Source organism: Mesorhizobium sp. CNPSo 4688 (assembly GCF_057784295.1).
Genome location: NZ_JBWLUY010000009.1, coordinates 1 through 17,882 on the forward strand (window position 1 = coordinate 1; position 17,882 = coordinate 17,882).

A 17,882-nucleotide genomic window follows, 5' to 3' on the forward strand; every position below is an offset into this window, starting at 1 on the left:
GGCGTGCCGGCATCGCGAACATAGCTGTAGGTGCCGTCGGCGGCCAGCGTCAGCTTGCCGTAGGCGCCCTGGATCTGCGTGCCAAGCGTGGCCGCGTCGTCGACATCGGCATTGGTGTTGCCCGCCGCAACGCCAACCACGGCAGCGCCGTCGGCGCCCTGGGTGTCGGTAACGCCATCCGTGGTGTTCGCGTCGACCGCGTCAGTACCGCCGACAAGCACATTGCCCGTCGCGGGACCAAACTGGTCGGCTGCAATGCTGTCCGTATCGGCAACCGCTGTCGGCACGTCGTCGATGATGTTGATGACCAGATTGCCGGCCGGCGCCGGATCGCCGTCGGCGTCGGTCACCACCACCGCGAAGCTGGTGCTCGACGGATCGGTCAGCGTGTTGTCGATGAGCGTGTAGGAGTAGCTGATCGTGCCGAGGCCGGTCGCCGGATTGTAGACATAGCTTGCCGTCAGCGTGCCTGTCGTCCCGTCGGCGAACGCCGTCGGGACACCGGTCAGTACATGGCCGCCCAGCGACACTGTCGTCAGGCCGTCCGGCGACGTGAAGCCGATCGTACCCGAGGTCGTCTCCGAGGTCGCAGGCTCGTTCGAACCCGAAGGCTCGCCGGCGCGCGCCGGCAGGCCAGCCTCATAGACCGTCGTGTCGGCGCCGCCCGCTACCGGGATCGATACGGTCGGCGTTCCATCGCCGATCGAGATGGTCAGCGTGGTGTGCGAGGTGTCGCCGTCGCCGTCCTTGATGGTGTAGGTGAAGACGTCGTTGACGCCGCCGGGCGTGCCGGCATCGCGAACATAGCTGTAGGTGCCGTCGGCGGCCAGCGTCAGCTTGCCGTAGGCGCCCTGGATCTGCGTGCCAAGCGTGGCCGCGTCGTCGACATCGGCATTGGTGTTGCCCGCCGCAACGCCGACCACCGCCGCGCCATCGGCGCCCTGGGTGTCGGTGCCCGCCGCATTGCCGTCGGACCCGCTGCCGTCGATTACATTGCCGCCGACCGGCCCGAACGAGCCCGCCGCCACCGCATCGGTATCGGCAACCGCTGTTGGCACATCGTCGACGATCTGGACGGACAGCGTGCCCGGAAGGGAGACGTCTCCGTCGGTGTCGGTGACCGTCACCGTCATGTTGTCGAAGATGGAATCGATTCCCGCGTCGGGGTGAGTCGCGCTATGGACGAGCGTGTAGCTGTAGCTCACCTGACCTGTGCTGGCGTCGTAGCCGTTGACGGTCAGCGTGTTGCCGAGCGGCGTGGTTATGTCGATCGGCGTCGATGCGCTGTTGGCAAGGGCCGCGCCCGAAATCACCTGGCCGGCGATGGTCAGCGAGCCGACACCGTCGGGCGAGGTGATGGTGAAGGTGCCGGTGTTGATCTCCGACTGGTCGGTGTTGGGCGAAGAATCTTGCGCCTCGCCCGAGCCTTCCGACCCCGAGCTTGCCGGCAGGCCCTTTTCATTGACGATGGTGTCGCCGCCGTCGACGGAAGGCGTCAGGTCGATGATCGAGGGTGTGGAATCCGGCCGCAGGCTCGGAAACAACTCGCGGTTATCCGGCTGGCCGAACGCCAGGTCTGTCGGGGGCAACAGCGCCGAAAGACCGAATCCGTCGCCGATGCCGCCGGGGGGAACCGAAAAGTCTCCGCCTGCACTTGAGTTCGAACCGCCTGGACCGGCCGAGATAGAGCCGTCGGCGCCAAAGGCGACATCGACGTGGCTGGCCTCGAGCGCGGCGATCAGGGCAACGCGCGGTACCTCGACGTCGCCAATGATGAACGTCGGCACGTTCAAGGCGCCATCCTTGATCACGATGACCGAGCCATCAGCCTGTTCGAGCACGAGGTTGTGGCCGTCGACCTTGATGTTATCGATCGAGACGTCGGCCGGAAGCTTTACCACGTTGCTGGCGTCGGCCACGTATTCGTGGGGCGCAGCTGCCGCCGGGGCCTTCGCCTCCGCAGGCGCATCTTGTTTGACGGGCGCGCCGCTGCCGACATCGACCGGTACGGGCTCGGCAGGCGCCCCCTCGGCGGCTTGCGCAATCTGCGTCCCTGCCTGCGACGGCGAGCCGCCACGTTCAGAGGCAGAGTGCTCGTCCCAGGAATTCGAGACGGTGTCCAATTCGTTACTGTTCGTCATAGCCAAAACCCCTCCGGCATTTCCCGGCAAGAGACAGTGACGGCCTCTGCTTTGCAACTATCCTGCAATCACTTTCATATATTCTGGTATAACTGTCTCGGCATTTTTTCTACGTGGTAAACACCAAACATATAACCTGGTATACATTGGCAGGGGCCGTGGCCCCGTTTGATATCCGCCAGTCGGGATGGGTTGGTAAACAACAGTATAAAATTGAATAAAGTTTTATGCAAAATAGATGTTCCGATTTGCCAGAAACTTATCCACCTTCCTTTCCAGTAAGTTGAGACAAGATTGGTAGCGTCCACAGTCAAAGGTGGGCGTTATGAAAAAAGAAAAATCCGCCCCGGGGATAACCGGGCTCAAGCTGCTCCTGCTGGCGATGGGCATCGCAAGCCTGCCGCAGCCATCATCCGCGAGCGCCGTTGCCGCGGATGCCAGCGCTGTCGCTGGAATGCTGGCGGCGGTCGAAACCCCACCCAGTCTCGGCGGCGTTTCGCTGGCTCGACAGCAACCTTGGCAGCCTGTTTCAGCCTACAGGGTCGGCATGATTTTCGGCAGCTATGGTCCTGTTGCCATTAATGAAAAGCGCGATCCTTCGATCGCACAGGACGACGCAGGGATCGACCCGATCCAGACGGCAACTATCATTCCCGGCGTGTTCGGTTCGGTTGCCCTGTCGATGCGCAATTTCCCGGTCTCGGCGCGCTGGGCGCCTGTCTACAAGGCAATTGTCGAGTGCACCGCGGGCAGTGCATGCGAGCGCAAGAACAGCACCTTTGCCGGGATCGTCGAGGCAGCCCGGGACAAGCGCTTCCTCGACAAGCTGTCCTTCGTCAACTCAAGTATAAATCGCGCGATCGCCTACAAGAAGGACAGCGTGGTTTACGGCAAGCTCGACTACTGGGCCAAGCCCTCGGAAATCCTCGAGCGCCGGGCAGGGGACTGCGAGGATTTCGCCATCCTCAAGATGGCCGCGCTGCTGCATGCGGGCATCCCGGCTCAGAGCATGTCGCTGGTTGTCTTGCAGGATCGCAAGCGCGGTTTCTTCCATGCCGTGCTGTCGGTCAGCACCGGCAGCGGCGTCTTCATTCTCGACAGTCTGAGCAATGTCGTTTCGCGCGACAGCGACCTGCCGAGCTACGTGCCGCTGTATTCGTTCAGCACCGACCGCGCATGGATCCATGGCGCAAAGACCGGCTCTGCGCAAATCGCCGATTTCAAGGGCGGCCTTTCGACGGTCGCGCCGGGCGAAGGTCTGCAACAGTAAGTATGCCGTCAGGGTGTCTTGGGCGCCCTAGCCGCCGAAGACGAACGCCATCAGCAGTTCCGGCTCGACCACCGGCGCCCGCACCGCGTTCAGTTGACCCCGGTAGCGGCGGTCACCGGCGCCGATGACGAAACCGGTGGCAACCGGCGTCTCGCCATTGGCCTCGAGCCTGGCGAATATGTCGGCGACATTGAGGTCCAGCGCCAGCTTGAGGTCGTGGCGCGTGTCCTCGTTCGGCGCCACCGGTAATTGACGACGCACCAGTTGCTGGAACGGCGCATTGAAGGTCAGGATCTTCTTCGACGATGACAGGGCAAAGGCCGGCGAGGGACACGCGACCAGAATGGCGTTGATGGTCTTGATCGACGCCAGCCTCTGTAAGGTCAGGTTCTCGTCGGCCAGTCCACGCATGCAGGCTACGCGGATTGCCGATGTCAGGTTTCCGGTGTTGGCGTGGCTCTCGGCGATCTCTTCGATCAGCATGCCGATCGTGCATTTCCGGTTTTCGGCCATTTGCTTCAGCGAGGTCCAGAACGCCCTCTCCAGACGAATGCCGCGGCGCGTGCCGCCACGTGCCACGACCCGGAACTCCAGTCCGAAATCCTCTGCCGCCAGCGGTGGCAGCAGCCGGTCGCGATCGGCAGGAGAGGAGATCGCGCTACCGCTCACTCATCGCCTCCTCGCGCGCTTTGTTGATCGGCTTCATCAGGTAGGTGAGGATCGTCTTGCGTCCGGTCTTGATGTCGACCGAACAGATCATGCCGGGGATGATGGAATATGTCTTGCCGTCGCGTGTCAGCGTCGATTTGTCGGTGGCGACGCGAACCTGATAATAGGGTTCGCCGGTCTTCTGGTCGACCAGGCTGTCGGCGGTGATGTTCGAGACCTTGCCTTCGATGCCGCCGAAGATCGAGAAGTCATAGGCAGTCACCTTGATCAGGGCATCCTGCCCCGGCCGGATGAAGGCGACGTCTCGCGGTGAAACCCGCGCTTCGACCAGCAGGGTCTCGGAGGTCGGCACGATACCCGCGACGACTGCGCCGGGCTGGACGAAGGCGCCGACCGTGTTGATGTCGAGCGTGTTGACGATACCGTCGACAGGCGACCGTATGTCGGTGCGCGCCACCTTGTCGGTGGCGCCGCGGATCGTCTCATCCACCACCGAGAGGTCGGCGAGCGCCTGTGTCAGATCGCTGAGCGCTTCCTGTTGCAGCTGCAGGCCGAGTTCATCGACCTGAAGCTGGGCTTCCGTGATGGCCGACTTGGCTTTCTTGATGGTTTCTCCGGCGAGTGCCAGCTGACCATTGAGCTCGGTCTGCTCGCGCTCGACGCGGAGTTGCTCGGTTCGCGCCATCAGGCCTTTCTTGACCATCGCTTCGACCAGCGTCGCCTCCTGGTCGCTGACGGCCAGATTCTTGGTGAGGCGATCGGCATTGGCGTTGGCCTCATCCAGTTCCTTCTCGCGCTGATCGAGGCGCGACTTGAGAACCGATAGCTTGACTTCGAAGTTGTCGCGGCGCGCGATGAGCAGCTTCTGCTCGTTGTCGCAGATTTCCGGCGCGACCTTCTGGATCTCGGACGGGCAGGGAAATGCGCCTTCGAGATTGCCGGTCTGTTCGAATTTGAGCCGTGCAATGCGCGTCTGCAGCGCCCGCGCCTTGGCCTGCTGCTCGCCAAGGCTTGAGGTGTTGAAGGTGTTGTCGAGGCGAATGATGAGGTCGTTCTTCTTGACGATCTGCCCGATCTTCACAGCGATTTCCTGAACAACGCCGGGCTCGCTGGCCTGGATGATCTGGGTCTTCGACGCGGGTATGATCTTGCCGTCGCCGCGTGCGATTTCATCGACCTCGGCAAAGGACGCCCAGGCGACCGAACTCGCAAAAAGCGCTCCGATGATGAATATCGACGCTGACGCAAAAAGCGGCGGGCGGTCTTCCCTGGCAAGCATTTCTCATGCCCCAACATATTGAATGCACTCAACAAGTCTGTTTCTGTCAGGCGCTCGTTCTCTGCAGCGCCTGTATCACTTGGTCTTTCGGTCCATCGGCAACGATCTTGCCCTGCTCGATGACAATCAGGCGGTCGGCCAACTCTAGCATGCTGAAGCGGTGCGTCGAAACGATCAGCGTCGTGCTGCGATCGAAGGCCACCTTGAGCTGCTTGATCAACTGGCGCTCGGAAGCCAGATCCATCGAGCCGGACGGCTCGTCCAGGAAGACGATTTTCGGTTTGGTCAGCAACAGGCGGGCAATTGCCATTGTCTGCCTCTGGCCGCCCGAGAGATTGGTGCCGCGCTCGCCGACATTCATGTCGTAGCCGCGCGGATGGCGGGAGACGAAATCGTCGACGCCGGCAGCCTTGGCCGCTTCGACGATCTGTTCATCGGTCGCCTCCGGACACGCCATCAGGAGATTTTCCTTGATGGTGCCCGAAAACAGATCGTTGGCTTGCGCGACGATACCGACCGCGGCGCGAACCTCCGACGGATGGTATTGGCGGATGTCGATGCCGTCCAGCAGCAGCTCGCCGGAGGTCGGCAGGAAGAGCCTGCCAATCAGCCGCCCCATGGTCGTCTTTCCCGAGCCAATGCGGCCGATGATGCCGATCCGCTCACCAGGCTTCACCGAGAAGTTCACGCCGGTCAGAACTTCGTTTTCGGAACCCGGATAGACGAAACCGACATTCCTGAACGCCATCGCGCCATTGCGAATGGGGCGGTTGACGAAACCAACCGTGTCCGGCCGATCCTCCGGCTGCGCCATGATCGAATTGACAATTCGCAAGGAGAGCATTGCCTGACGAAGTCTGGACAAGGTGATAGCGATCTGGCCAAGCGGAGCCACCGCCCGGCCCGCCAGCATGACGGTGCCGATGATGGCGCCGGTGGAGACATGCCCTTCCGAAAAAGCATAAGCGCCGGCCACGATCAGGGCGACGGTCACCAGCTGCTGAATGGCCTGCGTTATGTTGCCGGCGGCAGCCGAAAGCTGCTTGATTTTCTCGGAGGTGTTTGATGCGTTCTTGGAATGCTCTGCCCATTTTCGCAGAAGATACGCCTCTGCCCGCAACGACTTGATGGTCTCAAGCGTGGAGATGGATTCAACCAGCAGGGCCTGGCGTTGCGAAGCCTCGTTCATGGAGGCGGCAACGCGTTTGCCGATACGCCGTTGCGTGATCAGCCCGACGATCACGGAGGCGACAAAGGCAATGGCCGGTATGATGACCAGCCAGCCGCCTATCGCATAGATGACAAGAAGAAAGACGAAGACGAATGCGGTGTCGATGAAGACGCTGACGGTGTTCGACGTGAAAAATTCGCGTACGAACTCGTACTGCGTCACCCGATTTGCATATTCGCCGGTTGAGCCGGGCCGCGCCGACAGGGACGAGTTCAGCACCTTCTCGAACAGCATGTAGGAGATGCGAAGATCGGCCTTGCGCCCTGCATAGTCGATCAGCGACGCTCTGGCGGTCTTCAAGAGCAGGTCGAACAGAATGACCGCGCCGATCCCGATCGACAGCACCCAAAGCGTCGATATCGCCTTGTTCGGCAAGATCCTGTCGTAGACATTCATGGTGAAGATCGGCGAGGCAAGGGCCAACAGATTGATGAATACCGCCGACAGGATGACCTTCGAATAGGTGCGCCAGAATGGCCCCATCGTTCCGGTCAACCAATGTCGCCGCTCAATCTTGGCCGCCGAACCGACGCTCATCCCCTCGACCGCGTTGGCATAGGTTATCGAGAAGGAAACACCGCCGCTTATGTAGCTTCCGGCAAGTTCGGATTTGCTGATGATTGTGCGACCGTCCTCCTGGGCAGCGGTCGTAAATCCACCGTCCTCTGTCTCGGCAAGCAGCGCAACCGGCAACTGGCTAACGCGAAACAGGATGGCGGGGAGGTCGATGCGTCCGCGAAGAAAATCGCGATGGCTGAACGCCGTGATTTCAAGGCCGACGCGTTCGGCAAGATGCCGAATGGCGTCGATATCGATCTGGGTATCCGACAGCGGCACGCCGGCAAACAGCACGGTCTCGGCACTCGGCCTGCCCAGGTAGCCGGCAACAGCCGAAAAGCAGGCCTTGAAGGCCTCCTTTGGGGACAGGATTTTAGGTTGTGGGTTCACGATCCGCCCGCAGGACTATCGTTCGACCTTGGCCTTCCTACTTTTTCCTTACCGGCGCGAGGATGTCAAAAGGCAGATCGTTCTTTTGCTCCGACGGCGTGCGTGCATAGGTTTCGGTGTCGGCCGTTTCAGGCGCATTGAACTCGGCCTTGGCGTAGGCGGTTGCCTGTTTGGCCGGATGAAGGCCCATGGTGTTCAGCAACTGTCCGGTTGCCGCCAGCAGCCGGTACTGGGCGAAAAGCGACGCGTAGGACGCGGTGTCGGCAAGCGTCGCTGTGTTGAACCGGGTGTTCTGTGCGTCAAGCACGTCGAGCAGCGAGCGCTGTCCGACCTTGAACTGCTCGCGATAGGACCCCACCAACTTTTCGCTGGCGGCTGCCTGAAGCTTCAGCGTCTTGGCCAGGTCGGCCTGCCGGAAGCGTCGATCCCATGACGTACGGACGGCTTCCTCGATCTCGCGCAGGACTTGGTGCAGGACAAGGCGCTGCTCGCTGGTGCGGCGGATTTGCTCCTGCTCATTGGCCTTGTCGATGCCGCCGCGATAAAGGTTCCAGCGCAGCACGACCCTTGCCTGAAGGTCACTCGTGCCGCCGTCACTGCCATCGATGTCGGATCCTGCCCGGGCGATACCTTCGGCGGTGATCGACGGCCCGAATTTTGCCCGTGCAGCATCCACGAGGGAAGCCGCCGCGTCGATATCGCTGTTGGCCATATGCACGCGCGGATTGTTCTGTCGTGCCAGCCCGATTGCTTCGTCAAGCGATCTCGGCAGCGCGGCGGACACATCGCCCGGCCTCGAGGCGCTGGTCAGCGGCTTTCCGACAGTCTTGAAGAACCGGATCTTTGCTGCCTCTAGTTCCTCGGTGGCTTCCTGCACACGAGCCTTGGCGGCGAACAGCCGCTCCTCAGCCTGCTGACGGTCGGCCTCGTTCAGCGCGCCGCCGGCAATGCCTTGCCGGATGTCGCCGAGAATTCCCTGATGGAATCCGAGGTTCTTTTTTGCTTCGACAACGATCGAGGCCTGCAACATGGCTTCGAGGTAATCCTGGACAACCGAAAGACCGATGAATTCGGACCGTTCCAGAACCCGGAACGAGGCGCCATCGACGCGGGAGGCCTGGCGGTTTAGTTCGGCGCGCCTTGCACCGCTGTCGTAGAGCGTCTGCGTAACTGTGAGGTCGGTTTCAGCTGGATAGAGTGCGTCATTGTCGATGGAAAGCGCGCGCCTGTCCGGATTGTCGAGGCGGCGAGCCCCCGCCGACGCTTCCAGGTCAACGCTGGGAAGATAAAGCCCCTTCGCCTGGCGAAGTTCGAATTCGATTGCTTCGCGATTTTCGATTGCCTGGCCAATCTCGGGATTGGACTCCACCGCGACCGCCATCGCCTCTTTAAGAGTGAGCGCGTGGGCATTCCCGCAGCTCAATATGGCAACCGTCGTCAGCAGGCCAAGGCGCTTGCATATGGCCGACATAGTTGTCGAATTCATTTTACCCACCCCAACATTCCCCCTGCACGTTATTCCAAGCGCTACGACCCAAGCATAATTGTCTACGCGCTACGACCCAAGCACAATTGTCTACAAACTTACAATTTAGTGGACACTAAAACGCTGGATTCAAGCCACAAATTTACGCAATGTAGCAAAAATAGCACAAAGAATGCCCGGCCGCCCTCCGGTTAAGCGCTGCCGGCCACGTGCGCCTATTTCCATGGTCTGCGACCCTGGAGCTGACGGCGCCCAGGTGGAAGGCCCACCCTGTGACCGAGGAGCCCAGCTTTCCTACTCCGTTGTGCCAGCTTTTTTTCTGCGCCGATTGGTGTGCGACTGCGCGACGGCCATCTGCAACTCGGGTGTGATCTCCAACGGCGCATTCTCTGTCTCATGCGTGTTCTGCAGCCCTTGGACGTGGACCGTCGGAAATGGCAGTTCGATGCCCTGCTCCTTGAAGACCTGGCGCAGGCGCACATAGAATTTGCGTTTCATGGCGAAAGCGCCTCCGGGTCTGGTCATGGCCTTGACCCTCAATACGATGCCGTACTCGCCGAACTCCTGCACGCCCTGCATCTTGATCGGGTCGAGCACCCAGTTCTTGAATTCGGGGTCTTCCGCCAGTTCGAGGCCGATTCGCTTGATCAGCTTGCGGGCGAAGTCGATATCGGTGTCGTAGCCGACGGTGATATTGAACTTGTCGATAACCCAGTCACGGCTCTGGTTCTGGACTGCCCCGAGTTCACCGAAAGGTATCGTGAACAGCGGACCACGATGGTGGCGCAGCTTCACTGATCGCAGCGAAAAGCTTTCCACGGTACCCTTGTAATTGCCCGAGGAAATGTATTCGCCGACACGAAACGCATCATCGAGCAGAAAAAACACACCCGAAATGATATCCTTGACGATGGTTTGTGCTCCAAAGCCCACCGCGACGCCGACGACGCCGGCGCCGGCGATCAGCGGGCCGATCTGGATACCCAGCGAGGCGAGCATCATAAGCACCGCCATCACGATGATCGATGCGAGCAGAATGTTCTGGAGGATCGGCAACAGCGTGTGCAGCCGCGCCTGCTGTGGATCGAGGATCGGGGCTTCCTCCTCGTTGATCACAGGGTGCGGTGCTTCGATGCCCAGTTTTCGTTCGATCAAAGCCTTTATGATCGACCAGCCGAAATCGGCTGCAAGCGCAATGACCACGACATTGATCAAGCCGCGCAATATGAACGTCGTCGTCGAATCGCTGTCGCGCATGGATTGCATGTTCAGACCCCAGACGCGCGCGAGAAAGTAGGCCGCCGCCAGGATGAAAATCATCCGGATTGCGCGATCGATGACGGCGATCGTCACCGCCGGGACCGTGGGCCGGCCGGCGTCTTCCGAACCCGGCCGCAGGACGAAATTGACCCCGCGCTGCGTCAGCACGATTGCCAAAGGCAGGAAGAATGCCGCGAAAGTAAACCAGAAGTACGTATAAAGGCCGGCGATGCGCTGCAGGAACAGAGCGACGAAATACGCAGTCAATAGCCATGTCGTTTCCGTGTGACCGCCATGGCGCACACCGTCTCGCTGCGTTCTTGGCCGACGCCAAATGGCAAGCAGCAAGAGCACCAGCAACACGAAATCGGCGCCCAGTGACAGGACCATCATTCCGTCCTGATCGATGCCGAGACCCGGCAAGAGGATAAATGCGGCGCCGAAGAAGGCGAAGACCCCAACGATCCGGGGTAACCAATAGGCCCAGTGGTCAGCCGTCTCGTTGGTGATCGGCAAAGCACGAACCTCGACGGCGTTCTCGACCTCCATGAAGGACGGGACGAGCGTGGCCATGACGTACAGGCGTACACCCCATGTGACGACTGCCGCCATCAGAAATGTCAGCACAATCTCGCGGATAAGCATTGGCCAGTCGAACAGCATGAACGCGCCGGCACTGCCCAATGCGAACGAGACGATCAGCATGCTGGAATAAAGCGCGCGACCACCAATCTTCTTGGCTCGCCCGACGGGCGTATCCTTCGGTTGCGCGATAACCCAAAGACGAAATGGACGGGTGACTTTGTACGTTGCCCAAGTGAGCGCCAGGCCGGCCGCGATGAACATCACCGTCAGGATCAATACGCTGACAGGCCCCTTGCTGGACATGTCCTGCATGGTCTCTGCCCGAACGCGCGCGAACTGGCCTGGCAGCAGAGGCACAGTCCGCACGATCCTTTCGATATGATGCCTGATCCGATCGAGCGTCGAGGATGCCATCGTATTCATCTGGCCGGGTGGGGCCACGGCGTCGGACGATCCGTCGGCCGGCGAAGCTCCCGTCTCGGCAGGCGTTGATCCTGCGTCCTGATTTCGTTGTTCGGCCACCCAGGCCTTCACCGACGGATCGTCGAGAAGCTCGAACAGCTGCTTGACCCTTTCAGGCGGGACGGTTGCCGGCGCCTGCGCCTGTGCCTGACCAGCCAACAAGAGCGCAATCCCAAAGACGAGCGGTCTTGCAATCAGGACAAGCATCGCAGTCAGATCTCCGAGACGTCGTGCCGGGCGCGCCAGAGTCTTGGCTCCCAATCGTCGATTCATGAGTGGCATCGTGCGGTAACCTTCCGGTCAAATCGGCGAGCAAAGACAGCTAGGTCCGTCGTTGCACCTACCTTGAACAAGCCGATGTTGTGGTGCAAGTCTCATCGTTCTTGGCTAGTCCGTTGGGCAGGGCACCTGGCGACCGGCAAGGCTGTCATCATGGCCTTTGCTTCATGCACTGGCGGCAGGGACGCGCCGCCGCGTCTTGCGGGCCCACAATAGCAGTTGATTTTATTGGTAAAAGTGGCCCCAGACGCTTTGGGATGTCCATCGCCATTCCCCGTTGTTTTCGACATAAGCCTTATGTCTGTCCCTTATGTCGGAAGGGCTTTACAGCGCGGCAATTGCTGCCGGGCCTGCATGAAACGGTGGAGCTTTGGCTCGACGGCGCATTTATAGGTCGGCATATCGCGGGAGAAGCGCGCTTCGCTCTGCCTGTCTCGCGGGGGGAGGTTGCAATCGCGCTTCGCGTCAGGAACACGGCGGCAAATCGTTATTATGCAGGCACGCCCTATTGGGGCGGCACGCCACTGCCCTCGGGACTGACTGCGGCACCATGTCTCTGTGCTGGTCCCCAGAGCTTGGTTGCCAATCCAGGGGCAGCCACTGAAACTGCATCGCGTTGGGGAACCGAATGAGAAGTCGCGCATGAACATAGATGGTACCTGCGATCCACGCTTTGCCGGTGTGCGCGACGCGTTTGCCACGAGTTTCGCGCAAGGGCTGGAGCATGGCGGCGGCGTGTCGGTCGTGGTCCACGGCAGGACCGTCGTTGATTTGTGGGGCGGTCATGCGGATGCTGCACGCAGCCGTCCGTGGCGGGAAGACACGCTGGTCAATGTCTGGTCTTGCACCAAGGGCGTTGTCGCCTTGGCCATCGCCATGCTGGTGGAGCGCGGCAAGCTCGATTATGCCGCCCCCGTTGCGCGCTATTGGCCCGAATTCGCGGCCGGCGGCAAGGAGCGCATCACGCTCGATCAGATGATGTCGCATCAGGCCGGGCTGAACGGTCTCGCCGTACCGATGGACGAGGCAGGACTGTTGGCGTGGACGCCTTTTGTCGATGCCCTTGCCGCCATGTCACCCCTGTGGGAGCCGGGCAGCCGCTGCGTCTATCACGCGCTTGCCTACGGCCACCTTGCGGGCGAAGTGCTGCGCCGTGTCGATGGGCGAAGCATGGGCCGCTTCATCGCGGAAGAGATCGCAGGCCCGCTTGGCGCTGATTTTCACGTCGGTCTGCCGGCCAGCGAGGATCCCAGGGTCGCAGAGATGATTGAAGGTCCAAAGGCTTCCGACTGGGTCGAGTTTGTCCGCGCCTCGCCCTTTCCCCACGCAGGCGACAATCCGACACCCCGGGCAACGGCGCCCAACGATCGCGCCTGGCGCGCCGCCGAGGTGCCGGGCGGCAATGGCCAGTCGACGGCACACGCACTGGCACGCATCTACGGCATGATGGCGGCCGGCGGCGTTTGGGAGGGCAAGCCTCTGATCGGCCCTACCGCGGTCGAAGAAGCAGCAAGACCTCGCATTCGCGGCATGGACGACAGCTTCGCGTTGCCGACAGCCTTTGCCGCCGGTTATCAGATGGAGGATCCCACCTACGCCAGCCGCGCGTCACCGCAAACGTTCGGCCACAGCGGCTGGGGTGGCGCCATCGGCTTTGCCGATCCCATCGCCGGTGTCGGGTTCGGCTACGTTACCAACCGTATGCTCGGTTTCGACGACATGGACCCGCGCCGCAAGGTTGTGATCGACGCCGTCTACGACGCGCTCTAATGTAAGCACACACGCTGGTCATCGATTTCGCTGACTCCGAACATCACGAGACCAGAGCGCCAACCACCGCTGCACAGTCACCGGCTTTGACCAGGCCTGGAAAATGCCGCGCCGCCAGCATGCCGGACATTTTTGCCCTGATTTCCTGCGGCGCGATGCCGGTGCGGCCGGTGGAATGGATGCGCGCCAGCACCGCGCCTTCTTTCACAGGCTCGCCGAGATCGACCATGGTTTCGATCATGCCGTCGTCCTCGGCGAAGGAGAAGCAATCGCCCGACGGCATGTCGAGCCACTGGGTCGTGCCTATCTCGACGGCACCCTCAACAATGCCGGCATGACGCAGCACATTGCTGATGCCGCGCCGCGCGATCCGCACCGTTTGCGCACGCGAGGTGCCGCCGCCGCCAAGCTCGGTGCTGACGAAGACCTTGCCCATCTCCTCGGCTGCCGTGTCGTACATGCCGACGGAGTCGATCTCGATCATGCGCATCGAGAACGGCGCCGAGAAGGCCGCGACCGCGTCAAAGGCTTTCTGCTCCTGTGCCTTGTCGGGCAAAGTGTGCGCGGCGCAGAAAGGCACGAAGTCGAGCGTCCTGCCGCCGGAGTGGAAGTCGAAGACGAGGTCGGCACGCGGCAGCAATTCGCGTTGAAAATAGTCGGCGATCTTCTCGGTCACCGTGCCGTCAGGGCGGCCAGGAAAGCTGCGGTTCATATTGCCTTTGTCGATCGGCGAGGTGCGGGTACCGGCGCGAAAGGCCGGATAGTTCATCGCCGGCACGATGATCACAGTGCCGCTGACCTGTTTGGGATCGAGCGTGCGGGCGAGGTCGTAGAGCGCCAGCGGCCCCTCATACTCGTCACCATGATTGCCGCCGGTGAGCAGGGCAGTCGGCCCCTTGCCGCTGCGGATGACGCAGATCGGGATCATCACCGAGCCCCACGCGGAGTCGTCGCGACTGTAGGGCAAGCGCAGGAAACCATGTTGCACGCCATCCTTGTCGAAATCGACGGTCGGGGCGATCGGGGATGGGCGGGACGTCGTCTTCAATTCTTCACCACCAGTTTGCGCGGCACATTGGCCAGGCACTCTACACCGGTTTCGGTGATCAGGATTGATTCGGTGATCTCCAGCCCCATCGTCTCCAGCCACAGGCCGGTCATGAAATGGAAGGTCATGCCGGGCTTGAGCTCTGTGCGGTCGCCAGGGCGCAGGCTCATGGTTCGCTCGCCCCAATCCGGCGGATAGGACAGGCCGATCGGATAACCGGTGCGGTTGTCCTTGACGATTCCGTATTTCTTCAACACGGCGAAGAAGGCGTTGGCGATGTTCTCGCAGGTGTTGCCGGGTTTGGCCGCTGCAAGCCCCGCCTCCATGCCTTCCAGCGTCGCCTTTTCGGCGTCGAGAAATTCCTGCGTCGGCTTGCCCAGAAAGACGGTGCGCGACAGCGGGCAGTGATAGCGGTTGTAGCAGCCGGCGATCTCGAAGAAGGTGCCTTCCCCGGACTTCATCGGCTTGTCGTCCCAGGTCAGATGCGGTGCCGAAGCGTCGGCGCCCGACGGCAGCAGCGGCACGATCGCCGGATAATCGCCGCCGATGCCATCGACGCCGCGCGTGCCGGCATCATAGATCTCGGCGACAAGGTCGCATTTGCGCATGCCGACCTCGATCTTGTCGACAATGCGCTGGTGCATGGCTTCGACGATGCGGGCCGCCTTGCGCATATAATCAATCTCGGTCGCGCTCTTCACCGCGCGCTGCCAGTTGACCAAAGCTGTGGCATCGACAAAGCGGGCATTGGGCAGGTGTTTCTGCAGCGAAGCGAAGGCGGCGGCCGAGAACCAGTAATTGTCCATCTCGACGCCGATGGTGAGCTTGCCCCAGCCGCGATCGGCAAGCACGCCGGACAAAAAATCCATAGGGTGGCGCTCGGTCGACTGCACATAGTGGTCGGCGTAGCCGACGATGTTGTCATGGGCGAGATAGGCCGTGCGCTTGGCGCCGTTGGCGTCCTGGCCGCGGCCGTACCAGACCGGCTCCCCCGACGGCGGCACGATGACCGCCTGGTGCACATAGAACGACCAGCCGTCATAGCCGGTCAGCCAGGCCATGTTGGAGGGGTCGCTGACGATCAGGAGGTCGACGCCCTTCGCCTCCATGGATTGCCGCGTCTTGGCGAGGCGTTCCGCAAATTCGCCGCGCGAGAATTTCAGGTTCGGTTGCATTGTTCTTGGGTCCTCGTTTGTTGGGCCTGGAGCCTGTTTCAACTTTGTTGAAACAGGCTCGTCGTTCTTGTTTGAGCGTGATCTTTTCGGAAAACCGGTTCCCACTTTTCCGGATCACGCTTTGGCCAGCATCAGCTTTCAAAGATGGTTCCGGCATTGGCCGCTCGCGCCCGGTCGCGAGCGAGCGTGGCGATCGCGGTGTCCTGCACGCCGGTGCCGGTGAGGTCGGCGATGGTGATGTCGCTGGCTGAGCCCCTTCCATGACGTTCGCCGGCGATGATCTGGCCGAGTTCGGTGACCTCGGCGTCGGCACTCATCACGCCCGACGCGATGGCGTGATGGAGTTCGCCGAGACGCCGCGTTTGCTTCGCGCTGTCGGCGACATAGAGATCGGCCATGCGCAGGATCGCCGGCGCGATCTCGTTCTTGTGCTCGGCGTCCGAGCCCATGGCGGTGATATGCTGGCCGGCAACGACAAAGCCGGCCTTGATCAGCGGCTCGGTCGACGGCGTGGTGGTGACGATGATGTCGGCGCCGCCAACAGCCTTTGCCGCGTCCGGTTCGGCGCGCACGAGGATGCCAAGTTTTTCGCGCAGCGCGCTTGCCGTCGCCTCCGCCTTGACGGCATCGCGCGCCCAGATGCGCGCCTCGGCTATTGGCCGCACCAGCATGAGCGCTTCGAGCTGCAGTCCGGCCTGCACGCCGGCGCCGAAGATCGCGGCAACAGACGAATCCGGCCGCGACAAATGCTTGGCTGCGACAGCTCCCGCGGCGGCCGTGCGGACATCGGTGAGATAGCCATTGTCGAGCAGCAGCGCCTCGACCACACCGGTTCTTGCCGATAGCAGCACCATCATGCCGCCCCCGCTGGGCAGACCGAGTTTCGGATTATCGAAGAACCCGGAACTTATCTTGACGGCGAAGCCATCTATGCCAGGCACATAGGCCGACTTCACATCGACCTCGCCGCGATGCTCGTGAATATCCAGCCGCAGGATCGGCGGCATCGCGACAGGCAGCGTGGCAAGCGCACGGAAAGCGTTTTCGACGCAGGCAACAGCATCGAGATCGAGCGTCACGATTGTGCGCAGTTCTTTCTCGGTGAGGATCGTCATCCGGCTCATGCCGCGCGCCCCGCGATGGCGTCACCGCAGATGATCTTGCGATGCGTGTTCATATCGATGTTGCGACCGGAAAGCAGAACCACCACCGGCCCGTTCACTCTGACCTTGCCGGCCAGCAGAGCGCCGATGCCGACCGCGCCGGCGCCTTCGACGATCTCGCGTTCCTGTTCGTAGGCATGGCGGATGCCGGCGGCGATCTCGTCCTCACTGAGCAGGATGACATCGTCGAGCAGGTCGCGGCACATGGCGAAGGTCAGCCGGTTGTCGAGGCCGATGCCGCCGCCGAGCGAATCCGCCAGCGTCGGCAACTCCTCGACCTCTACCGGGCGGCCGGCATCGAGGCTGGCCTTCATCGCCGCGCCACGCGCCATCGAAACGCCGATGACTTTTGTCCGCGGGCTGACGCCCTTCACGGCTGCGGCGATGCCCGAGGCGAGCCCACCGCCGGAGAGCTGCACCAGAACGAGAGCGGCGTCCGGAACCTGCTCGATCATCTCCAGCCCGAGCGTGCCTTGTCCGGCGATAATGTCGGCATGATCGAAGGGCGGCAGCATCACCAACCCTTCTTGCGCCACCAGCCGCTCGACCTCTTGCTGCGCCTCGTCCTGGCTGTTGCCGACGATGCGGACATCCGCGCCAAGCCGGCGGATTTCGTCGAGCTTGTTTCCCGGCACCAGCCGCGACATGCAGATCACCGCGCGCATGCCTTCGAGTTTTGCTGCATGGGCCAGCGCGCGGCCATGATTGCCGGTCGACGCCGCGACCACACCGCGTGCCTTCTCTTCAGCGCTCAGCGAAGCGACGGCGTTCGAGGCGCCGCGCAGTTTGAAGCTTCCGGTGGTCTGGCGATGTTCGAGTTTGAGGTGAACGGGGACGCCGAAGCGTTCCGACAGGCTATGGGACAATACGGTTGGGGTACGCACAACCTTGTTGGCGATACGCTCACGGGCGGCATGGATGTCCGTTAGGGTGACGGCGCGCGTCATGGGGCGACCCCCTCTGGCCTGCCGGCCATCTCCCCCTCAAGGGGGGAGATAAGCAGCTTCGATGCTGCCGCTCTTCCTGCAAGGTCGATGATTGGCGAAGGCGTGGCAGCAGCTAATCTCCCCCCCTGAGGGGGAGATGGCCGGCAGGCCAGAAGGGGTCGCTCGTGAA

General features: G+C 61.9%; 12 protein-coding genes. 2 read left to right on the forward strand and 10 right to left on the reverse strand.

The window, feature by feature from the left end; genetic code table 11:
* A partial coding sequence (locus AC04SH_RS18070) for an Ig-like domain-containing protein (protein WP_488576048.1) occupies positions 1-2,141 on the reverse strand: 2,141 nt, incomplete at its 3' end.
* Between the two features lie 325 nt (positions 2,142-2,466).
* Between AC04SH_RS18070 and AC04SH_RS18075 the strand changes: the two genes are divergently transcribed.
* Positions 2,467-3,411 (forward strand): transglutaminase-like cysteine peptidase, encoded by a 945-nt coding sequence (locus tag AC04SH_RS18075; protein WP_488576049.1) that lies wholly within the window; start codon positions 2,467-2,469, stop codon positions 3,409-3,411.
* Between the two features lie 27 nt (positions 3,412-3,438).
* Here AC04SH_RS18075 and AC04SH_RS18080 read toward each other — a convergent pair whose 3' ends face one another.
* From AC04SH_RS18080 to AC04SH_RS18100, 5 genes are all read right to left on the reverse strand, one after another.
* The gene (locus tag AC04SH_RS18080; protein WP_477238938.1) at positions 3,439-4,080 is read right to left on the reverse strand and encodes a ribbon-helix-helix domain-containing protein; all 642 of its coding nucleotides are present in this window, start codon (positions 4,078-4,080) and stop codon (positions 3,439-3,441) included.
* Positions 4,070-5,359 (reverse strand): HlyD family type I secretion periplasmic adaptor subunit, encoded by a 1,290-nt coding sequence (locus tag AC04SH_RS18085; RefSeq protein ID WP_477238936.1) that lies wholly within the window; start codon positions 5,357-5,359, stop codon positions 4,070-4,072. Before AC04SH_RS18085 ends, AC04SH_RS18080 begins: the two co-directional genes overlap by 11 nt.
* Positions 5,360-5,405: 46 nt before the next feature.
* Complete coding sequence (locus AC04SH_RS18090; protein WP_488576050.1) at positions 5,406-7,538, reverse strand: type I secretion system permease/ATPase; 2,133 nt, start codon at positions 7,536-7,538, stop codon at positions 5,406-5,408.
* Positions 7,539-7,575: 37 nt separating this feature from the next.
* A complete protein-coding gene (locus AC04SH_RS18095) occupies positions 7,576-9,024 on the reverse strand; it encodes a TolC family outer membrane protein (protein WP_477238934.1) in 1,449 nt (482 codons plus the stop codon).
* A gap of 294 nt (positions 9,025-9,318) precedes the next feature.
* The gene (locus tag AC04SH_RS18100) at positions 9,319-11,403 is read right to left on the reverse strand and encodes a mechanosensitive ion channel family protein (protein WP_488576051.1); all 2,085 of its coding nucleotides are present in this window, start codon (positions 11,401-11,403) and stop codon (positions 9,319-9,321) included.
* Positions 11,404-12,252: 849 nt separating this feature from the next.
* On the opposite strand from AC04SH_RS18100, the gene AC04SH_RS18105 reads away from it, so the two are divergent.
* Positions 12,253-13,380 (forward strand): serine hydrolase domain-containing protein, encoded by a 1,128-nt coding sequence (locus AC04SH_RS18105; protein ID WP_488576052.1) that lies wholly within the window; start codon positions 12,253-12,255, stop codon positions 13,378-13,380.
* A gap of 43 nt (positions 13,381-13,423) precedes the next feature.
* Here AC04SH_RS18105 and doeB read toward each other — a convergent pair whose 3' ends face one another.
* The 4 genes from doeB to eutB form a co-directional block, all read right to left on the reverse strand.
* The gene (gene doeB / locus AC04SH_RS18110) at positions 13,424-14,428 is read right to left on the reverse strand and encodes a N(2)-acetyl-L-2,4-diaminobutanoate deacetylase DoeB (protein WP_488576053.1); all 1,005 of its coding nucleotides are present in this window, start codon (positions 14,426-14,428) and stop codon (positions 13,424-13,426) included.
* Positions 14,425-15,603, reverse strand: coding sequence for an ectoine hydrolase DoeA (doeA, locus tag AC04SH_RS18115; RefSeq protein WP_488576054.1), 1,179 nt, complete (start codon positions 15,601-15,603; stop codon positions 14,425-14,427). The genes doeB and doeA overlap by 4 nt, the downstream gene beginning before the upstream one ends.
* 131 nt (positions 15,604-15,734) lie before the next feature.
* Positions 15,735-16,727, reverse strand: a complete 993-nt coding sequence (locus tag AC04SH_RS18120; RefSeq protein ID WP_488576055.1) for a cyclodeaminase — start codon at positions 16,725-16,727, stop codon at positions 15,735-15,737.
* A complete protein-coding gene (gene eutB / locus AC04SH_RS18125; protein ID WP_488576056.1) occupies positions 16,724-17,713 on the reverse strand; it encodes a hydroxyectoine utilization dehydratase EutB in 990 nt (329 codons plus the stop codon). Before eutB ends, AC04SH_RS18120 begins: the two co-directional genes overlap by 4 nt.
* Between the last annotated feature and the right edge of the window lie 169 nt (positions 17,714-17,882).

What these genes read in the sequence shown, in the direction of transcription:
- AC04SH_RS18075 (WP_488576049.1), top strand. Translation starts at nt 2,467, where the DNA reads ATGAAAAAAGAAAAATCCGCCCCGGGGATAACCGGGCTCAAGCTGCTC.
- AC04SH_RS18085 (WP_477238936.1), bottom strand. Translation starts at nt 5,359, where the DNA reads ATGCTTGCCAGGGAAGACCGCCCGCCGCTTTTTGCGTCAGCGTCGATA.
- AC04SH_RS18095 (WP_477238934.1), bottom strand. Translation starts at nt 9,024, where the DNA reads ATGAATTCGACAACTATGTCGGCCATATGCAAGCGCCTTGGCCTGCTG.
- AC04SH_RS18105 (WP_488576052.1), top strand. Translation starts at nt 12,253, where the DNA reads ATGAACATAGATGGTACCTGCGATCCACGCTTTGCCGGTGTGCGCGAC.
- doeA (WP_488576054.1), bottom strand. Translation starts at nt 15,603, where the DNA reads ATGCAACCGAACCTGAAATTCTCGCGCGGCGAATTTGCGGAACGCCTC.
- AC04SH_RS18120 (WP_488576055.1), bottom strand. Translation starts at nt 16,727, where the DNA reads ATGAGCCGGATGACGATCCTCACCGAGAAAGAACTGCGCACAATCGTG.
- eutB (WP_488576056.1), bottom strand. Translation starts at nt 17,713, where the DNA reads ATGACGCGCGCCGTCACCCTAACGGACATCCATGCCGCCCGTGAGCGT.